General features: G+C 35.8%; 16 protein-coding genes. 12 read left to right on the top strand and 4 right to left on the bottom strand.

Annotated elements, in window-relative coordinates:
* Window positions 1-3 precede the first annotated feature (3 nt).
* From F4694_RS32710 to F4694_RS18635, 4 genes are all read left to right on the top strand, one after another.
* The gene (locus F4694_RS32710; RefSeq protein WP_306458491.1) at window positions 4-195 is read left to right on the top strand and encodes a hypothetical protein; all 192 of its coding nucleotides are present in this window, start codon (window positions 4-6) and stop codon (window positions 193-195) included.
* Between the two features lie 140 nt (window positions 196-335).
* Window positions 336-524: a hypothetical protein gene (locus F4694_RS32705; RefSeq protein WP_306458490.1), complete on the top strand. Its 189-nt coding sequence runs from the start codon at window positions 336-338 to the stop codon at window positions 522-524.
* 389 nt (window positions 525-913) lie between these two features.
* On the top strand, window positions 914-1975 hold the full coding sequence (locus tag F4694_RS18640) for an AraC family transcriptional regulator (protein WP_179600704.1): 1062 nt from the start codon (window positions 914-916) through the stop codon (window positions 1973-1975).
* A 414-nt stretch (window positions 1976-2389) separates the two neighbouring features.
* Window positions 2390-4672, top strand: a complete 2283-nt coding sequence (locus tag F4694_RS18635; protein ID WP_179600702.1) for a glycoside hydrolase family 2 protein — start codon at window positions 2390-2392, stop codon at window positions 4670-4672.
* A 121-nt stretch (window positions 4673-4793) separates the two neighbouring features.
* Here the strand turns inward: F4694_RS18635 and F4694_RS18630 are convergent, their stop codons facing one another.
* Window positions 4794-5117, bottom strand: coding sequence for a hypothetical protein (locus F4694_RS18630; protein ID WP_179600700.1), 324 nt, complete (start codon window positions 5115-5117; stop codon window positions 4794-4796).
* Between the two features lie 118 nt (window positions 5118-5235).
* Between F4694_RS18630 and rbsK the strand changes: the two genes are divergently transcribed.
* The 3 genes from rbsK (at window position 5236) to F4694_RS18615 (ending at window position 8683) form a co-directional block, all read left to right on the top strand.
* Window positions 5236-6141 carry a ribokinase gene (gene rbsK / locus F4694_RS18625; RefSeq protein ID WP_179600698.1) on the top strand — a complete coding sequence of 302 codons (906 nt, stop codon included), beginning with the start codon at window positions 5236-5238 and terminating at the stop codon, window positions 6139-6141.
* Window positions 6142-6439: 298 nt separating this feature from the next.
* A complete protein-coding gene (locus tag F4694_RS18620) occupies window positions 6440-7444 on the top strand; it encodes an ROK family transcriptional regulator (protein WP_179601080.1) in 1005 nt (334 codons plus the stop codon).
* 39 nt (window positions 7445-7483) lie between these two features.
* Window positions 7484-8683, top strand: coding sequence for an MFS transporter (locus tag F4694_RS18615; protein WP_179600696.1), 1200 nt, complete (start codon window positions 7484-7486; stop codon window positions 8681-8683).
* Between the two features lie 75 nt (window positions 8684-8758).
* Here the strand turns inward: F4694_RS18615 and F4694_RS18610 are convergent, their stop codons facing one another.
* The 3 genes from F4694_RS18610 to F4694_RS18600 form a co-directional block, all read right to left on the bottom strand.
* Entirely contained in the window at window positions 8759-9763 is a 1005-nt protein-coding gene (locus F4694_RS18610; RefSeq protein WP_179600694.1) for a DUF3231 family protein, read from the bottom strand.
* 153 nt (window positions 9764-9916) lie between these two features.
* Window positions 9917-10810, bottom strand: coding sequence for a DMT family transporter (locus F4694_RS18605; RefSeq protein ID WP_179600692.1), 894 nt, complete (start codon window positions 10808-10810; stop codon window positions 9917-9919).
* Between the two features lie 245 nt (window positions 10811-11055).
* Complete coding sequence (locus F4694_RS18600; protein WP_179600690.1) at window positions 11056-11967, bottom strand: LysR family transcriptional regulator; 912 nt, start codon at window positions 11965-11967, stop codon at window positions 11056-11058.
* A 223-nt stretch (window positions 11968-12190) separates the two neighbouring features.
* On the opposite strand from F4694_RS18600, the gene F4694_RS18595 reads away from it, so the two are divergent.
* The 5 genes from F4694_RS18595 (at window position 12191) to F4694_RS18575 (ending at window position 20358) form a co-directional block, all read left to right on the top strand.
* Complete coding sequence (locus tag F4694_RS18595; RefSeq protein ID WP_179600688.1) at window positions 12191-13300, top strand: glycosyl hydrolase family 18 protein; 1110 nt, start codon at window positions 12191-12193, stop codon at window positions 13298-13300.
* 891 nt (window positions 13301-14191) lie between these two features.
* A complete protein-coding gene (locus tag F4694_RS18590; RefSeq protein WP_179600686.1) occupies window positions 14192-14785 on the top strand; it encodes a fibronectin type III domain-containing protein in 594 nt (197 codons plus the stop codon).
* On the top strand, window positions 14764-16452 hold the full coding sequence (locus tag F4694_RS18585) for a PxKF domain-containing protein (RefSeq protein ID WP_179600684.1): 1689 nt from the start codon (window positions 14764-14766) through the stop codon (window positions 16450-16452). The genes F4694_RS18590 and F4694_RS18585 overlap by 22 nt, the downstream gene beginning before the upstream one ends.
* 269 nt (window positions 16453-16721) lie before the next feature.
* The gene (locus F4694_RS18580) at window positions 16722-17903 is read left to right on the top strand and encodes a beta-ketoacyl synthase N-terminal-like domain-containing protein (protein WP_179600682.1); all 1182 of its coding nucleotides are present in this window, start codon (window positions 16722-16724) and stop codon (window positions 17901-17903) included.
* Window positions 17904-17913: 10 nt separating this feature from the next.
* Window positions 17914-20358 carry a putative bifunctional diguanylate cyclase/phosphodiesterase gene (locus F4694_RS18575; RefSeq protein ID WP_179600680.1) on the top strand — a complete coding sequence of 815 codons (2445 nt, stop codon included), beginning with the start codon at window positions 17914-17916 and terminating at the stop codon, window positions 20356-20358.
* The last annotated feature ends 164 nt before the right edge of the window (window positions 20359-20522 follow it).

Here is a 20522-nt window from a genome sequence, read left to right as displayed (position 1 = left end):
GGATTGAGTGGACAATCGGAGTATGAAAATAAGAAAGCTGTTTTAACCGACGCAAAAGGCATAGCTAAAGTACACGTTGATAGTTGGAAAACTACATATACCAATATTGTTCCAGACGCATACTTAAATAGTTTAGATTATGAAGGAAGGAACAGTTTTGGCAAAATATTATACCCTCTGGCATTGTATATGTAGCTGAAAACAATAAAGGGGAAGTAGTTGGATTCGCTTCTGGCGGTATAGAAAGAAGTAGTAAATATAATGGGGATGAGTGAGAGTTATATGCAATCTATATTTTAAAAGAATATCAGGGACATGGTATCTGAAGAGACCTCGTGAACCCGATCATTGATGAAATCAAAGGGATAGGGTTAAATTCAATGCTTGTTTTCGTTATGCAAGAGAATAGCTCTCGACTGTTTTATGAAGCGTTAGGCGGTAAAAAAATTGATACTGTTGAAGCTGAAATAGGAGGGGAAAAACTCTCCGAACTCTGTATGGTTGGGAAGATATTAGTGATATAGTTTAGTATTCCTTCTATCTATGATTTCAATAGATAGGATGGGTCCGAATATGAATGGATTCCTTTATAGCGTAACTATTGAGGGGGAAATACATCTGGTGATGTTTATACGTACGGATTTGGTCTTTCTTATAATCAAGGAAAAGAGGTAGGAAAACCTGATCATGGAGGGGAAACAGGAACACCTGCTCATGCAGCCATAAAATAATAAAAAATTGGCGATAAAGTTGTTTAATGGAATAGATAGAAAGGTCCATCCGACAAGGCTGGGCCCTTCTATTTGCTTTATAAAGAGTAATAATTTTATGACTACTTAATTTATTATACACATGGTAGAATGTATAAAAATAAAACCGCTTTTATTTCCTCATCAGATAGGGGTGCATTTGAATGAGACTCAAAGGTTTTAAAAATTTGTTGGGGATAATTAACAAAAGAACCAACGTAGAAGAATATTTAATGCAGAATCCAGAAAAGGTTCCGAAAAATCTTAAACAACAATCTTTGTTTCTTGAAAATAAATTAGGGGATAACAACAGGAAAGTTATTATGGATAAAGACGAGGAAGGAATTGTAACATCTTATCCTAATAAAGAGCTTAAAACCAATAAGTTCGCAATCAGGAGAAAAACAAAATACATACCAATTTTAAAACACAAACATGAGTATATTGAACTTATATATGTTTTAGAAGGTAGTTTTATTCAAGGAATAAAAGGAAAACAGATCGAGATGAATAAAGGGGATTTATGTATTTTAGACAAAAATGTCGAACATAGTTCATTACCTTTACGTGGTTCTGATGTCGTTGTCAATATTATCTTGACTCCGGAATTTTTTGATGGCATTTTCATGCATTTATTGTCGGATGATAACTTTATTTCCAATTTTATTGTTAATAGTCTTTACTCTAAGAGTAAGGAACAAAATTTCTTAACCCACCATGTAAAAGACGATTCTGTCATAAAAATCATTTTAGAGAACCTCCTACTCGAATATTATTCAACAGAAATTAAATCTTCAGCGGCTATTAACGGCTATCTCCTAATTCTTTTTACAGAACTTTCAAGAGAAATTATTAATAGTACTGGTGACCTTATAAAGGATGAACAAAATTGGTTAAAGCAAAGAATTTCAACCTACATTAGAGATAGACATAAAGATACAAATCTTAATGAAATGGCGGATTATTTTCATTTTCATCCTAGTTATTTAAGCAGTCTTGTTAAAAAAGAATTTGGTAAAAATTTAATGGATTTACTCACAGATGTGAGAATGTCAGAAGCAAGCAAATTACTTAAAAACACAGATATGACAATTGAAAATATCGTATATGAAGTAGGTTATACAAACATTAGTCATTTTTATAAAGTTTTTAAGAAAACATACGGTATGACTCCGAAACAATACAAGACAAATATAATAAAAAATAGTAAGTTAAAGGCAAAATAACGGATTTTGTCTTTTTTTCGGAAAAGGAATGTTAAAAAAAGACATAATATCCGTTAAATTTGGTTGCGGAGTAATGGCTTAAAGAAATATATAGTTTATTAAAGCGATTTTTTTCTTTTAAAAAGAGTAATCATTAAAATTGATGTTGATTTCAAAGTGAAGAAACTCCCGCCAAAATGGTGGGAGTTTTTTGATTCCTTTTTCTCAAATAAAGTAGGCCATTAATGTAAATATTCTACCACCTTAATAAAACATATAGTCGCCTAAATAATCAACATTACTTAATATTTATTAAATTTGTAAAATTAGGATAAGCAAGCGGTTTCCAAATGAAAGGTGGTGATTCAATTAAGGTACAAAACGGTTAACAAAGTGGAAGTGCTTTAACAGAGAAAAATTGAAAGGGAGAGAGAGATGTTTTTAATGGTAAATAATTTAAAAAAATCGGTACTATTTATGCTGGTTATCTTACTGGTATTTACGCTTCTAATACCAGGTGTAAGCGCCAATCAAGGGGTAAAAAGCAATCTTAAAGACACAGTAGTCAATGCAGGTAGAATTGTTGAAAATATTGATAATGATTGGACATTCTATAAGGGTGCTCAAGATGTAGACCAAAATTTTAGTGCAAATAATTTCAATGATAGTAGTTGGAAAATGATTAGCCTTCCTCACACCTGGAACGCTGAAGATGGTAGTGGAATAGCTCCTAATTACCAAGGAGATGGATGGTACAGAAAGCAACTGGATATTCCTGAAACTTACAAGGGCAAAAAATTGTTCTTACAATTTGAAGCTGCAAACAAAGAAGCAAAAGTATTTGTTAATGGTAAGTCTGTAGATACCAACATAGGTGGTTATCTTGCATTTACAGTTGATATTACAGACTATGTAAGCTATGGACAAAACAATACTGTAGCGGTAAGAGTAAACAATGAAGTGAAAGATTCAGCTCCACTTCAAGGAGACTTCACCTTTTTTGGTGGTATATACAGAAGTGTAAATCTATTAGTTACTGATAAAACTCATATTGATGTAGAAGATTATGGCTCAAGCGGTGTATATGTGACCATTCCTAATAATAAATCTATTGAGGAAAATGCTGAAGTAACACTTACAGTACCTGTTAAAGTAAACAGTAATGATGTTGAAAGCAAATCAAACTCTATAGAAGTTAGAGCTCAAATTAAAGATGCAGAGGGTAAAGTCAGATCAAAAATAGAATTAAAGGCTGATGGGAAAAAGTTAAAATCTGCAAATGTTTCAGGAGGTAATCTCGAATTTACAGGTACAATGAAAGTAAATAAACCACACCTTTGGAATGGAACAAAGGATCCTTACCAGTATACTGTTGAAGTTACGGTAACAAGAAAAGGCGAGGTAATTGACCGGGTAAATGAAAAAGTAGGGTTTCGTTATTTTTCTGTCGACCCTAATAAAGGATTCTTTCTAAATGGAAAAAGTTATCCACTTCATGGTGTAAATATCCATCAGGATAGAAAAGGTTATGGTAATGCAGTACCAAATGATGTCAGGGCAGAGGATTTTGAACTCATTAAGGAAATTGGTGCTAACACACTTAGGGTCGCTCACTATCCACACTCCCAGTATGTTTACAATAAGGCTGATGAAATGGGGTTGGTGGTTTGGGCTGAGATTCCATTGGTAAACACAATGACACTAACAGAAAAATTTTCGAACAATGCCGAAAAGCAATTAACTGAGATGATTAAACAAAACTATAATCACCCGTCCATTGTAACATGGGGTCTTCAAAATGAATTTGGTGGTAACGGCTTTTATACTAGCAGGAATGCTAGTGAAAGTCTTGAAGAGCAGTATGCTGCGGCAACGGAATTGATTGATCGTTTGGCAACGAAAGCAGAAGAATTAGATCCTAACAGACCGACTACTCACGCTATTCAGGGGAATAATTCCCGTGATCCTGAAGGTTATAAGGAAGTTTTGGATCGACATTTGGCTTGGAATGAAAGTGGAAGCATAGATACTGCCTCTTTTAATGCCTATTTTGGTTGGTATTATAATACAGCTGGAGATTTAGCGGACTATCTTGACAGATTACATGAAGAGCATCCAAATGTTCCACTAGGTATTTCCGAGTATGGCAGCGGTGCAAACCCATATCAGCATGACGTCATTGATGAAGACTTTATCAACAACTGGGATGGGGCGGATTCCCGTGGTCCATGGCAGCCAGAAGAATTTCAAAATTATCTTCATGAAAGTGCATGGAGCATCATTCGTGAACGTCCTTGGTTATGGGCAACTCATATCTGGAATATGTTTGATTTTGGCGTTGCCGGTAAAAATGAGGCATCAACACCAGGTATTAATACCAAGGGTCTCGTATCACATGATCGCCAGCTTAAGAAGGATGCATTCTATTTCTATAAAGCACAATGGAATAAAGAAGACCTATTTGTATATATCACAAGCAGAAGATATTCTGATAGAACAGAAAATACTATTCCTGTAAAAGTTTATTCAAACCTAAAGGAAGTAACTTTAACTGTAAACGGTAAGGATTACGGTAAGGGAAGAATGCAGCAGCCAGGTGTATTTGTTTGGGATGGTGTAGAACTAAATAAAAGTGGCAATGTAGTAATTGCATCAGCTAAAAAAGCAGATGGAACGAATGTCGCGGATACTGTTACTACTTGGAAGGTTGTTAAATAATCTTCTAGGTATTGATTAGGGTAAACATTATAAAAAAGCTGGTATGATGAATTTTATCATGCCAACTTTTACTTTAATTAGCCATAAAAAATAAGATGAAGATGCAGACTACACAGCAACTTTAATTATTTAACTTACGTAAAAAAACATCTAATTCATCATTTGATTGAAATTTATAAGCATACCCATAGCAAATCGGTCCATTACCAGTGTGCTCTCTTTTAGGAAATTCTAGGAAAGATGTATTATGATTTAACCCCGTAGATTTTTCCACTAGTTCTTTATTTGCTTCAACCGTTTTTGGATTTAAAACAATAGTAATCTCTTTATTTGGAAGTAAGTAAATTACTTCATTGTTTACAATATTTTTAAATTCAACAGCTTTTGATGTTTCTTTCATCGTTTTAAAATTATTTAATCCAAAAGTATTTTGTATATTTCCCATATTACAATTCACCTCTTACAGTAATTATAAGCCTAATTCTATTACTTTGACATAATTACTCCTGTTTAGGTAATTTTAGTAGTAGTATATTTCGAGTATAGAAAAGGGATGGTGGGATATGGCGGGTAGAAAAATAACCGTAATTGGAAGTATTAACATGGATTTAGTCACGATTACCACTATAATACCTAAGGTTGGAGAAACCGTGTTAGGTCATTCGTTTCATACCATACCGGGTGGTAAGGGTGCGAATCAAGCGGTTGCAGCAGCCCGGCTTGGTGCAGATGTAACGATGATCGGCGCTGTAGGGACCGATTCTTTTGGTAAAACACTAGTGGAACATTTAACAAAAGAAGGAATAAACGCAGAAAATATCATGAAAGTGGACGATACCTCTACTGGAATTGCTTCTATTATAGTATCGGAGGCCGATAACAGTATTATTGTCGTACCCGGAGCAAACAATCATATAACGCCGGAGGTAATCAAAAAACATGAGGATAAAATCATAAATAGTAATATTCTCTTATTACAATTAGAGATTCCCCTTGAAAGTGTCACTAGGGCCGTGGAGCTTGCGAAAAAGCATGGAATACGAACAATATTAAATCCGGCACCTATTCAAAAGCTTCCGAAGGAATTACTAGAAATGGTGGATTATCTAACACCGAATGAACATGAACAAACATTGTTGTTTGATTCCATAGATGGGACAGTGGAAGAATTAGCAAAGTTTAAGGAAAAGTGTATTATAACCAAAGGGTCCAAAGGCGTTATGATTTATAAAAATGGTGAAAAAATTGAAATTCCAAGCATCCAGGTTGAGGCTGTGGATACAACAGGTGCAGGTGATTCATTTAATGGTGCATTGGCCACTGCTTTATGTGAGGGGCTTGATATTGAAGGGGCCTGTCGTTTTGCCAATGTTGTTGGGGCCATCTCGGTTACGAAGCTAGGGGCACAAACGGGAATGCCAACCAAAAAGGAAGTAGAAGAATTTATGCACTTACATAAATCATCTTAAATAGGAGTTAAATCTTCCTAAATTATCAATAAGCCGAAAATATGCAAATTGTCATTCGTTTTTGCAAATTTTACGGCTTTTTACATTCAAAAAAGATACCACAATAAACGGCACCATATTCTTTTTACTTAACAATATTTAAATAATCATCTCTATTGTTACAGGTAACTTTTTATGATATATTATCAACATTACTTATTAAATTAGTTTAATAAGTTTTTAGATGGATACTTATTAAACTAATTTAATAAGTATAATTTAATAGGCGGTGAACCTTGTGAATACAACTCCAAAATCGATGAAAAAGGAAATCCTACGCGGTATTCGTAAATCTCTTTTAGAACTTGGAAGTGCAACCAAAGTTGAACTTAGCGATAAATTGGGAATTAGTTTTCCTACAATAAGTAAATTCTTATCACAGATGAAAGCCGAAGGTGAACTTTTTTCAGTCGGCCTTGATGATTCGAGCGGTGGAAGAAGAGCAAAAAGATATACATACAATCCAGAGTATATGTTAGGGTTGGCAATCTTTTTAGAGAAATCAGAGACAAATTATATTGTTTTTAACTGTTTAGGAGAAGTGAAGGATTTTGGAAAAACCTCAAGTGTATTAATGGATGAGGATTTAAAATTATTAACCCATTATGTTGAAGCGATAAAAGAGAAATATCCAAAAATTAGTTCTGTATCTATTGGTGTACCTGGTTCCGTTGATAATGGGCGGATCTTTTATATACCAGGGTATGAGCATCTTCAAAACTTTGATTTAAAAACATACTTGGAAAATCGGTTTTCAGTACCTGTTGTAATTGAAAACGATATGAATGCGGCAGTACTTGGATATCACGATAGGAAGGGAAATAGGAAAGATAAATCTCTAGTTTATTTATATTCGGGCCAAAATGGTCCTGGCGCTGGTATTATGGTAAATGGAGTCGTAGTAAGGGGCAGTACTAATTTTTCAGGAGAGGTTTCATTCATTCCACATTATGATGATCGGAATTTTGGTCAGGCTTTGGGAAATCAAATCAGGACTAAGAATGCATTCACAAATGAGGAGAATGAGGTCGATGCCATAAGCAGGTTAGTAGCTGCATTTGTATCTATCATTAACCCTCACACCATTATTTTTTGCGATGATGAAGTCAACCAATTTATTATCGACAAAATTGTAAAAAGAAGCTCAAAGTATATTCCGGTAGAACATCTTCCAGAAATTATAATGAGTGATTGGAAACAAGATTATCTAGTTGGCTTACAAAGTCTTGGGCTTGAACTCATGATTACCGATATTCGTAACTAAGAGAATTAAAACCTATATAAATAAGGGGGAGAAAAGAACATGGCTACATTTTTTTTAGTAATTATCTATTTGGCTTTTATTAGCTTGGGTTTACCTGATTCACTGTTGGGCGTGTCTTGGGCTTTAATGCAGCCGGAATTTGGAGCACCACTTGAGACAGCTGGCTTGCTATTTATGACAATTGCTGGAGGAACAATCATTTCCAGTTTTGTTAGTGGAGCTGTGCTCAATCGATTTGGAACCGGAATCGTCACATTTGTCAGCGTCTTAATGACTGCTTGTGCACTGCTTGGGTTCCATTTTGCTCCTTCGCTTGTTTGGTTATTCATTTGTGCCATACCACTTGGATTAGGTGCAGGTGCAGTGGATACGGGAATAAACAATTATGTTGCTTCACATTACAAAGCTCACCATATGAGTTGGCTTCATTGTTTTTGGGGAGTGGGAGCTACACTAGGTCCCGTCATTATGGCTCAATATATTTCAGGGCAACACTCTTGGAGAAGCGGGTACCTTGCCATTGCAGGTCTTCAGTTTGTATTAGTAGTTATTCTTTTCTTCACTTTGCCTTTATGGAGTAAGGTTGCAGGTAACAACAATGTTAACAAAACTCAAGAGCCAGAAAATACAAATAAAGCGGATGTTGTAAAACAAAAACCCTTGCAAATTAAGGGAGTTAAACTTGCTTTACTATCTTTCTTGTTTTATTGTGGTGCAGAAGCAACGATGGGACTTTGGGGAAGTAGTTTCCTAGTAAATGTGAAAGATTTATCCGTAGATACAGCAGCAAAATGGGTTTCCTTGTATTACGCCGGTATTACTATTGGTAGATTTATAACAGGCTTTATTACGTTAAAAATAGGTAACCGTACTCTTATTCGGATGGGACAAATCATCGCAATAATTGGTGCCGCACTTCTATTCCTGCCATTGCCGTCCATGTCCTCTCTTATAGGTTTTATAATGGTTGGATTAGGATTAGCACCGATATTTCCGTGTATGTTACATGAAACGCCAACACGATTTGGGAAAGAACATTCCCAGACAATCATGGGCTATCAAATGGCTGTTGCTTATACAGGTAGTACGTTCCTGCCACCTCTTCTAGGTTTCGTCGCAGCAAACTCAACAATAGGAATCTTCCCATTTGTTATTGTAAGCTTCATTGTAATAATGTTCCTAGGTTCTGAGAGATTGAATTCAATATTTAATAAGAACGCATTTCTAGAGTGGCAATAGGTCTAGACGATCTATTGACCACTCTGAATCTGTAAATAAAAATGCCCATCCTTATGTGGATGGACATGATAGTCATTATTCTTGTTGTGCGATTTCTTCTCTATTAGGAGCCAGAGGCGGTTGTTCTAACCATTTATTTTGTACCATCAAATCAAACCATTTTTTTGTTATCATAAGATTTTTTAGGATCGTACCCTCATAAGCTGTCACAAGATCAGTTCTCATGGATGATGCAAGACCTGCTCCATGATAGTTTTGTGCAGCTTGAAATAAGAAACCGATATGATACAACATTAACTTATCCGAAAAAGGAGAATCGGTTGAAGTTGTCACTTCTGTTTCCCATGATTTCGGAACTGGTAAATTGTCCGCTTGCATAATTTTTGTAAATGTTTTTATTTGTTGATCAGCTGTCTTCTCTGAATCCGTTAAAAACTCTCTTACTTCTTTTGTTTGAGCGACTTGACTAAATGCGATAGAAAGTGTTTTAGCCATAATGCTCTTTTTAAGGTTCAAAGAAATACTAATGATTTCAGTGGCTGCTAATTTTCGACCCTTTCCGAAAAAACCGTCTGTGAAATCTTGGCTTGAAATATATTCAGGGTTTTGAGCGGGATAAAATAATGGGTCTCTTTGAAAATTTCCTTTCTCAAGCAATAACTCAATGGTTTGATGATACATTTTTTTTGCGTCGTTATCGCAAGAATCGTAAAAATCTCTTAAATCTTTTCTAACCGATACAGCTAAGGAAGTGCTATGCCCCAGCAAACCATGTAATGTCATGATATGTAAATAATTTAAGCAAAATATATCCGTGAACAATCTTGGTTTGCCTTTAAAGAGGTCAGATTCAGTAAATCCAATTGGAATTGGAAATCCCTCAATCTCCATAAAAGTTACGATTTGTCTCCTTTGTTTTTCAAATGTAGTAATAGCATCCTCAAAAATCGCTTTTATTGGCTCGTCTTCAATAATAGAAACCATATACCGATTTACTACATCTGTCATAGTGCCGTTCACGTACTCTCCCCATAGAGTTCCTATTTCGGAAGATGTGAGTTTTAATTTATTCTCATCCACACGATCACCTCATCAATATTATTTACCAATTCAGTAAGTGTTATGATTCAACAAATCTATTTGCATATATGGCAGCTGGTTTCTTATTCCGCTAACGGTTCAATAACCACTAAAAAAACAGTGGGAAACTAATGCTTCCCACTGCGTATTACGTTATTTAACTGGCGTTTTCATTAGTAGTTTTGAAAATGTGACAGATTTAATTTCACTAATAAAAGTTGAGCCTAAAAGTAATGTACCACCAAGTATTTGAATAAATGTCATTTGTTCTTGAAGGATAATTGCCGAAATAAGTATTGCCACAAAAGGATCGACATAGCTTAGCATCGCAATACTTTGTCCTTTCAACTTCTCCATACCTGAGAAGAACAACCAAAATCCTATACCTGTATTGATGACACCTAAAATTAAGATAAAAGGAACGGAAGAACGGGATACTTCAAGAATACCAAAGCCTTCAGTAAAGAAAACATATGGCGTGAGAAGTAAAGCTGTTGTTCCGAGCTGAATGATTGTCAACTCTAATTTTCCTAGAACTTTAATGAATTTATTTAATAACAATAATGCAGCATAAAAAGCAGCTGCGATTAATCCATAAGAAAGCCCAAGGATATCTTCTGATTTAGACGCACTTACACCTTCTCCAACAATCAATAACATGCCGATTATCGCGAAACCGATACATCCCATCTTTTTAAAAGATAATTGTTCCCTAAGTACAAATGGTGAAAGAATCATCACAAAGACAGGTGCAAAGTAATAACCTAGCGTTGCGTTCGCAATTGTCGTATGGTCGTACGATTTATAAAGAAAGATCCAATTTCCACCCAACGCGATACTGGAAAGAAACAAAAATAAAGCATTCGATTTAACTAAATTCCACGATAATTTTTTCTTCATTATGAAGAGTATTAATGTTAAAAATATGCATCCTATGAAACTGCTTAGTAAAGCTCTTTCGCTCGAAGAAAGATCAATGTATCGAACAACTAAACCAATTGTACCGAAAATAATCATTGATAATATAAACTGTATTTTAGATTTCATCGTTTACTCCTTCGAATCTACGAAACAGCTTATATTTCGCAGATTCTTAATCTGTTTTTAATATAAGCTTATTCAGTACTGACTGGACAGTTGGAGTAAACGGAGGTGGCGGTGATGTTGAAAATGGGTTCCAAATGTATAGATTTATATTTGTTAATGGCATAATAATCCTCCAATTTCTATTAACATATTACTAGTGTCTATTTTTCCTGGTGAAGATGAATCAAATCGGATTGTTTTTTTTTCTAGTTTTTAAACTCATTCAATCTTTCATAGGTTTCAATCAGAAAATCATAAAACAGCTTTTCGGTTGGAAGCAGGTCACGTTCGGCAGGATAGATAACACCGACTGTTCGTGTGAGCCTCGAGTCTGAAAGTGGAATAACAACGGTAGACCGTGGTGTGTTATCCACCAATGTCATCTCCGGCATTAAGGCTACACCCAAGCCTGCAGATACTAACCCTTTTAATGCATCAATATCTTTCCCTTCGAATGCAATATTTGGTGAAAAGCCCGCACCGTTACAGGCTTGAACCACTTGTTCACGAAATACAAACCCTTCAGGAAGGACGCAAAATTGGTCATTCATTAAATCCCGTAATCGAATGGATTCCCTGTCCGATAACGGATGATGAAGAGGGATGAGTGCCACAATATTCTCTGTGAAAAGAATGTCCCCTTTAATCTTTTTTTCTTTTTCGAGATTCGGCATCGGGGCAATCATCGCCAAATTAAATTGACCATTTACAACGCCATCAATTAAATCATAATAAAGAGCATTGCTCATTTGAAACTTTGCTTCGGGGAAACGCGTACGAAAAGAATAAATGATGTGAGGCAAAGTATGGGCTGCCATGCTAATCGGAAAGGCAATTCGAACGGTCCCTTTTTCAGGATTTAAATATTCTCTAATTTCTCTCTTTGAATCCTCCATCAAATACCATACTTGTTTAATCCGTTCATAAAAAATTCTTCCTAGAGGGGTTAACTTTACGCTCCTTCCCTCACGGATAAAAAGCTCTACACCTAATTCCTTTTCTAAATTCGCAATTTGTCTGCTAATTGCCGATTGGGCAATGTGCAATGCATCTGCAGCCTCTGTTACATGCTCTCTTTTTGCTACTTCCAGGAAGTATTGTATTTGTCTAGTCTCCATTTTTTACCACTCCAGGTTCATGCGTTTAAGCATGCATTCATCAAAAATTTCGGAACTATTAATTATTAAATTATATATTGCAAATACATTTTAGAAAAGGAATTCTGCAAACTTAAAACAGTGACAATCCTGGTAAGGAAGAATTGGGGAAAAGTCAAATCATGAATAAGTTGCAACTTTTGTAATCAACTTAAGAAATATACAAATTAGAAGAAGGTGTATTATGGCAAAAAATTGCTATCGTAAATTCACTATCATTACTTTAAGTATGGTCTTATTACTAATGTCTTCCTGCAGTCAGTCACAAAGAAAAGAGGCAGAATACAGGACGAAAAAAATTCCCAGAGAGGTTTTAGGTTTCTACACAGAAATGGAAGGAACGTTACCAGGGTCTCAACCAACAGTTAATTCACAATTCTCTAATATAAGTATCATTGCACCCTTTTGGTATAAGCTTGATGATAAGCAACCAGGCAATCTTATCGATTCGGTTACAGTCGATCATAAAAGAATCGTTATAGAGAGTGCTCATGAAAAAAACGTAAAGGTATATATGGTAGTACATAATCTCTTTTATGAAACCGAGGAGAAGGGAAAGCAGGTAGCGAGTAATATACTTAATATCGATAAAAACCGCAATGTTTTTATTCAGAACTTACAGAATGAAATCAATCAGTTTAAATATGACGGTATTAATATTGACATGGAAAATTTGTATTTGAAAGACCGAGATTCCTTTAGCCTGCTGATTAAAAAATTGTCTGATGCTCTGCATAGTGATGGAAAAGTGGTTACGGTTTCTGTCCCGGCAAACACTGGTGATTCCCGTGCTAATCCCTGGTCACCTTGGTTTGATTACGAAAAACTTGGTTTATACTCAGATAGGTTAATGCTAATGACATATGATGAGCACAACCCAAGAACAACACCTGGGTCATCCGCATCATTCAATTGGACAGAAGCAACCATTCGCTATGCTTTGAAACAAGGAGTACCACCATCAAAAATTTTACTGGGTATCGCTGGTTATGGATGGGACTGGGATACAACATCAAGTGAAACCTTATATAGCTCCCATGCAATGTTAATGAGTCAGATAACAAAATATAAAGCTAAAGTGATATGGGACTCTCGTTCGCAAACACCTCATTTCAGTTACGTAGATAAAAAACAACATAGCCACCAGGCTTGGTTTGAGAATAGCCACAGTCTGAGATTTAAGCTAGACCTTGTAGAAAAATATAACTTACGGGGAATTGGGATTTGGCGACTTGGCTTAGAAGACCCAAAGTACTGGACGACCATACCTGAGAAAATAAAAGTAAAAAAGTGATGTGTTGTCTACCAAGAACCATGGAATACTTCATGAAATTGAGAAGTTTGAATTTGGACTAACGGGGGCACCATACGAAATCCAGCTACCAAAAATTCTTGTTGGCCTTATCTTATTCAACTAACGGTTGAGGTTCTAGATTTAAAATTCATAACATTATATGTAATTTAATAAGTAATACACAAGATATTGTGGTTACAAATGGTGTCTTTGCCCCATGTTAGTTAGAGAAAAACCTACAAAAGTACATGGTTTCCTGCACAATTTGGTAAATGGATTGGAACTCCTATTTCTTGGCTATACCCTCTGCTATTTTTATATGAAGTGGGAAGAATACTAAACCATGTACATTTGCTGGGTATTTACCACTTTTTTTACATAATTACTTGAAAAAAGAAGTGAGTGAGTATCCAGGTCTTACAGGTACCTTTGAATTAAAATCTGATTATGTAGGTCCTCATGAAGATGGATTCGCTGGAAGGGTCTTAACCGATAGATCTCTATAAAAAAGTAAAAGAGGTGTGCCTGCAGGAACCAGGCATGCCCCTTTCTTATTGGTCTAGGTAATAATTGTCTGGTAATAAAGTTTTATCTTAATAAGATAAATTGGTAATAATTCACCACATTAATTTTTCGAATAATTTGAAAAGTCGGTAAAATAGGCATCTTGTCTGCATTTTGCTGAAGGGTTACGATGGTAAGGTCTAATTTTACAAATATTCCAGTAAATTGTAAAAAGTGAAACTATTAACATAATTAAATACCAATTTCCTAATACTGCATCTTGTTAGGCAATTGGTAGAATAAATCACTAAAAGAAAAGTAAGGGGGTGATCAATAATCTATAGACAACTTGTTTCGGCATAATACTATTTTTGTAGGGGGAAAATCATGTTAAAAAAGTCTAAAACTATACTTGCTACTATGTTAACACTAACCATGATGTCTGAAGTTGGTCCTATAAATCAACCTGTTAATGTTTATGCTGATTCTGAAGTACATACATCTCTATCAGCTCCAAGTGATATTGTAATCCCTTCTGTAACTCAAACCTCTATTTCATTGAAATGGAACGAAGTAGATGGGGCAGAAAGCTATAATATCTATCGTACTAAATTGGGATATAAGGATTATAAATTAATTGGTAACTCACAAACTACAAATTTTGTTGATGATAATGTTGAAAACGATTCCACGTATAAATATAAGGTTTCTGCATTAAATGGTTCCGGAGAAGGGGAAAAATCTGTTGAGGTGTTAGGCATGACAGAATGGTCCTTCCCAAACCTGGTAAGTAAGATTGATATTAGTGCAGCGGGCACTGGAAATAGAATGCGTATCGGCGATATGAACAGTGACGGTCGCCAAGATATTTTAATGGTACAGCCGGCAAATGTAAGAGATGACGCTCGCAATCCGCGTTATGTAGGACATTTAGCTGCATATGATATTGAAGGAAACTATTGTGGCAGCAAGGAACAGTAGATCCGAAAGTTACAACCAGTGGAGCAGATGAGCCTGTTCAGATTTATGATATTGATGCAGATGGTGAAAATGAAGTACTGACCGTAATGCAGATGGGCGAAGATACAGAAAAGTATTTTTATATTTTTGATGGAAAAACGGGTGAGATTGAGAAAAAGCATGAACTTCCAAGTCAAAGAGCTCATGATGCCATTTTTATCGCTAATTTCTCTGGCAACCCAACTCCACAAGATATCTTATTGAAGGACAGATATTCGGACGTATGGGCGATGGACAAGGATTTTAACCAACTTTGGCATTATACAGGAAAGACTGGACATGGCTTGCTGCCTTTTGACTTCGACGGAGATGGAAGAGATGAATTAGTTAATAACTATTCATTAATTTCATACGACGGACGGGAGTTATGGAGAAAGGATTTACCGGATCATGTCGATACCCACTGGGTCGCAGATATAAACAGTGATGGAGAAAATGAGATCATTCTGGGTGGTTCTGATACGTTTGCCTTCGATGTTAATGGTAACCAATTATTGAGAAATGGTGATACAGTCGAGCCACAACAGATACTAGTAGGTGATTACCGCATCGACTCTCCAGGCTTAGAGCTTGCAGGACTGGATAGAATTAACAGAGGAAAACCAGGTCGTGATGGAATGTTCCTTTTTACATCAGAAGGTAAAACTTTATACCAGGAGCAGCGGTCGATGGGAGATTGGGGAAGTATCGTACGTCCTCTTGACAACTGGACAGGAAGCTATACACCGCTAATAACTTCATACAGAAGAGGTGTGGATGCAGATAATCCTAATGGAGTGGTACCAAAGCTTTACGATGGATACTTTAATCCTATTGTTACCTTTGATAAACATACGGATGCAAAAGAGCAAGTAATGGTAGCAGACATGGCTGGAGATTCCAGGGATGAGCTGATCGTTTATAATCTAACAGGAGACCTTTCAGTATCCATTTACTCCAATGGTACAAGCAATTTAAAGGAACATATTACAGGTGTTACCCGTATGCCAGACTTCAGAAACTACAATTTCAGCAGATATGATTCCCGCAGATATGATTTAACCATTAAAAATCTTATTCCTGCAGGAATTGAGGCAAGTGTAAACAATAGTGCTGATATTAACGTAAGTTGGATTCCTATATTAGGTATAGAAAACTACAATATTTATCGTTCATCCACTCCAAATGGTGAATTTACAAAGATTGGAACTTCTACAATCCCAGAGTTTACTGATAATACAGCGCCTATTGGTACATCGTATTATAAAGTAACGGCTGAAAATAACAAAGGTGAATCGAATCTACCGATTGTGGCAGCAAGCGAAACAATTAGTGCCAGTGAAATTCTTCCACCTGTGAAAACGGATGAGTCTACTACTTACAAAGCGGGGAGTACGCTTCCAATAAAATTCCAATTAAAGGATGATGCAAGTAACTTCCTTACTGGAGCAACTGCAAAGATATATGTGGAAAACGCAAAAGGAGTATCTACAAGTTCAGCAGCAGAAGATAATCTGTTCCGCTATGATTCTACTGAAAATCAATATATTTTCAATCTCAGCACAAAGTCAATGTCTGCAGGTAAGTATAATATAAGGATAGATGTGGGTAATCGTACGATCTATTCTTTCAATATTTTACTAAAATAGGTGGTTAGTCTTTTCTGGATTTATTATTGGGAAGAAAGACAAAAAGCCAGGAAAATCCGATAAATGGATTGCTCCTGGCTTTTTTGCATGAGGGCTTCCACAATATTAATGAAAGGATTTATTTTCTTTGTGACCGAACATAAATTTATGGTTCAACTGGGGAAAAATGGCGAGGGATTTATGTCGAGATTTGTTGCTAAATGTTGGTTTACCTCATATAATTAAATTTTTATAGATTACTATAAAATTTATTATAATTGAGGTCGATTATGGACAAAATTGTCATTACAGGTTTTGGAGTTAAAGCCCCGGGTATTAGTAATATCGATCAATATAAATATGTGTTAGAACAGGGTATCTGTACACAGGAAATACTCCACGGCCGTGGCAATAACGGTTCTAATATTGTATGTGGAGTGGTTCATGAAGAGTTGGACACCATCTCTGGTCAAAATTATAAAAGGTACCCACGCACAGCCCGGTTGGGAATTGCAGCGGCTGAGGAGGCTTATAAAATGGCCAACTTTCAAAATGCAGATTTTGCACGTGTTGCCGTCATAATGGGTACATCAGGTGGAGGAATGTTAGAAGCTGAAAAATTCTCTAACCATGGTAATAACCTTAAAAAAGTACCTATTCACTATATACCTGTAGGTGATCCGCATACATTATCTTCTGGAATCACTAAGCACCTTGGGATAAATGGACAGGCTTATACCATCTCTACAGGGTGTACTGCAAGTCTAGATGCGATACTTATGGGCAAATTATTCTTAGAAGCTGGCCATGCAGATATTTGTATCGTTGGCGGTTCTGATGCTCTTCTAGGCGATTGGATTACCTATGGATTTTTAAAGACAGGTACGATTGCCGAGAATGTTGAAATTGAAGAGACCGGAGTACCTTTTTCCACTTCTCACAAAGGTTTTGTTAAATCAGAGGGTTCCGCCGTTGTGATCATGGAACGGAAAAAGGATGCAGAATCAAGAGGCGCTAAGATATGGGGGCAAGTCAGCGGCGGTGCTTCAAATAATGAAGCTCTACCCATATTACAGTCAGATGCATCTGGCCGCTTAATGACAGCTGCATTAAAAAGCGCAATAGGCGATTCTCTCCCTACCTATGTAAACAGTCAAGCGCTTGGATTAGTACAGAATGATATGATTGAGTACATTACTCATTCTAATCTCTTTGGATCCACAGTCCCTATTACTTCTATAAAAGGGATGACCGGTCATATGTTTGGCTCAATGGGAGCGATGCAAGTTGTCTCTTCGTTAATAAGTATGGAATATGGATTTATTCCACCAACGATTAAAACGAGTGGAGACGGTTTTAATGACTTGCCAATTGTCTTTGAGACGAAGTATCAAAATGTCGAAAGTGTTGCAATAACTAACCATGGGGTTAGTGGCAATAATACATGTTTATTTATGACAAAACAAAATTGAGGAAGAAGCAATGATTTTTCTATTAATGATTTCTTTTGCCTTATTTCCTTTAGCAGCTGGAATTACAACCATCTATATACTGGGAAAAACGAAATTATCAAAGCTTTTATTTATCTTTTTTATTTTTGCCTCGTTTTGGCAAATCGATGTTTCGTTTTTACATGCTCATGAATTTTTTTCAAATAGTGTAATTGAGTTTTTATTTCAGTTATTTCGGTTTGGTTCAATCATGGTGGCTCCAACTTTATTTGCCGTTATCTATACGGCCATTAACCAAACACAAATGATTGAATCTAGAATGGTAAAATATACAGTGAATAAAATTACGGTAGTCACTCTTTATATCTGGTCAACCTTTGTCTACTTGATTGGATGGAGCCACAAAGGCATTCAAAGCTTTGAATTAGTAAAATCCCAGGGGTTAATAAAGGTAAGTTTCTTGTACCCTGTCTATGGAGATTGGTCATGGATTTTTAACTTTAATACATGTATGTTCATTATTATCACTGTAATATCACTTGTATTAAGTAAAAAACTCAAGGATTCTGAAACCAAAACGTTTATCCGTTATTTTATTATCATAGCAACAGTTGGATATTGTATTGGATTCTTAAATATGATTAAATGCTATCTGCTATTACCTAGCAGTATCGCTGTTTTATTTTTATCGATTGGGATCCTGATTCCAGTGATTAGAATGCACCAAAAGATCATTACGAAGATGAATAATGCACTTTTAGATCAAAAAGAATTTTTTCATAAAATAATTGATCTGAATCCCAGCTATATCTATGCCAAAAGTCAAGATGGAAAATATACAGTAACCAATCAGGCTTATGGTGTACTATTTGGGGTGAATTCCGAAGACCTTATCGGAAATCATGAAATGGATTATAATCCGGATCTGGATATGGCAATGCAGAATGCATATATTGATTACGAGGTATTAACAACCTTAGCAGAAAAGCATATACCGGAAAATGAAATCATTGATGCACAGGGAAATAAAAGGTGGATCCAAACGGTAAAGCTGCCTATTGTTTCATCAGGGGATAAACAAGTCCTTACTGTAGCGACTGATATTACACAGCGAAAAATCAATGAAAAAAGGCGAGAGTGGGAAGCTCTTCATGATCCTCTCACCGGATTACCTAATCGACGTGCCTTTCATCAAGATTTAAACGAAAAAATGAAAACAGCGGCACTAAATAATGAGAATGTAGCTGTCATATTTCTAGATTTAGATCGTTTTAAAATTATTAATGACACCCTCAATCATGAAAATGGGGATCTTCTCCTAAAAAAAGTAGCAGAACGGTTAAGTAATGCGGATGATAAAAGGGTGACCGATTTTTCAGTTTATCGACTCGGCGGTGACGAGTTTACTTTTATTTTATCTAGTGTAACAAAGGATGAAACAACCATCTTTGTAAAAAGAATCTTAAATATATTCAAGAAATCATTTATGCTAAAAGATCATGAACTATATGTCACTTCCAGTTTGGGCATCAGTATGTATCCGACAGATGGTGATCACCCAGATATATTAATAAAAAATGCGGATATTGCGATGTATTGTTCCAAAGAATCGGGAAGAAATTCTTATTCCTTCTTTACGCAGGAGATGAATCATGATTATCAGAAGAAAATGGTATTAGAAAAGGCTCTGCGAAAAGCATTATATTCCAATGAACTTAAAATGGTTTACCAACCAAAAATTGATATTGAAACGAACAGTATCATTGGTATGGAAGCATTAGTAAGATGGGAGAGTTCAGAATTAGGAATGATATCACCTTCTGAATTTATTCCTTTAGCAGAAGAAACTGGAATCATATTACCTCTAGGGGAATGGGTTCTGAAATCAGCCTGTCTTCAAAATAAGATTTGGCAAGATATGGGATACACTCCTATACCAGTATCCGTAAATATCTCCATGCGGCAATTTAATGAGGGTAACTTTGTAGAATCAGTGATGAATATCTTAAAAGAAACAAATCTTGACGCTCACTATCTAGATTTAGAAATCACGGAGAGTATTTCGATGGCTGATATCAATTCTGTGATTTGCAGGTTAAATGATTTAAAGACAATGGGGATTTCGATTTCAATTGATGATTTTGGAACAGGATATTCTTCATTAAGTTATCTGAAAAAGTTTCCGATTAATTCTCTAAAAATTGATCGTTCCTTTGTAAAAGATATCACAAGCAATTCTGAAAATCGTGCTATTGTAAAAACGATTATTTCAGTGGCCAATAATTTAAATCTTGATGTGATTGCAGAGGGTGTAGAGACTGAAGAGGAGTTACTATTCCTAAAATCAAATGGCTGTTTGGTTGTACAGGGATATCTGCTCAGTCCTCCGCTATCGGGTGAAGAATTTGAAAGAACCTTCCTAGAGCAACACAAAGGATCTGTATTATCTAAAAGAAAAGGGCCGACAGTATTTTAAACTGTTCGCCCTCAGATTGTCGAGGAAGAGTATTCTTCTCGGCAATTTGTTATTTTCTATGTCAGACCTACAACCGATTATGCATTAAATCCTGTTACATGCTACTATTTGAAGACAAATCGTACGTGCCTCCGAAAGGATTAGTCCTCAATCAGGTGTCTTGA

The sequence above is a fragment of the Neobacillus driksii genome, assembly GCF_013409995.1.
GTDB lineage: Bacteria > Bacillota > Bacilli > Bacillales > Cytobacillaceae > Neobacillus > Neobacillus driksii.
Note: the sequence above shows the minus strand (reverse complement) of the source record. Positions and strands in the feature narration are given on the sequence as shown.